At 45.3% G+C, this 406-nt stretch carries 1 protein-coding gene; it reads left to right on the top strand.

The window, feature by feature from the left end:
* On the top strand, positions 1-406 hold a 406-nt coding region (locus tag RMT89_RS41355; protein ID WP_315888905.1), incomplete at both ends, for a hypothetical protein.

The raw sequence follows: 406 nt of genomic DNA, 5'->3' as shown, positions 1-406 counted from the left end.
AGCAGCAATTGAAGAATGCTCTCCTTCAGTCTGAAATTGAACTCAATCAGGCTAAGGCACAGAAAGAATTGCAGATTGCTGACAAGACCAATCTTGACATCGTTGAGACAGAGACTGGTACAAAGCATGAGCGTGAGATGGCTAAATCTCGTGGACAGGCTGAAGGGAACCAAGACCTTGAACTCACAAAGGCTTTGCTGAAGCCAAAGAAAGAGGGCGAAGGTGAGCCAGATATTGAAGCTGGACTTGGTTTTACCCAACTAACTAAGGCCGCTAATAATAGCGGTAATGTTATTCCACGTACATTTGGTGAGCGGGATGCTATGGCACAATCTGATCCACGCATGAATATCGGATCAAGTTATTATGATCCGGCTCTTGACCCGGCATCTAATGCTGCGATAAA

This window comes from Streptomyces sp. P17 (assembly GCF_032436805.1).
Lineage (GTDB): Bacteria > Actinomycetota > Actinomycetes > Streptomycetales > Streptomycetaceae > Streptomyces.
The sequence above is the reverse complement of the archived record's forward strand: the minus strand, read 5'-3'. Positions and strand labels throughout refer to the sequence as shown.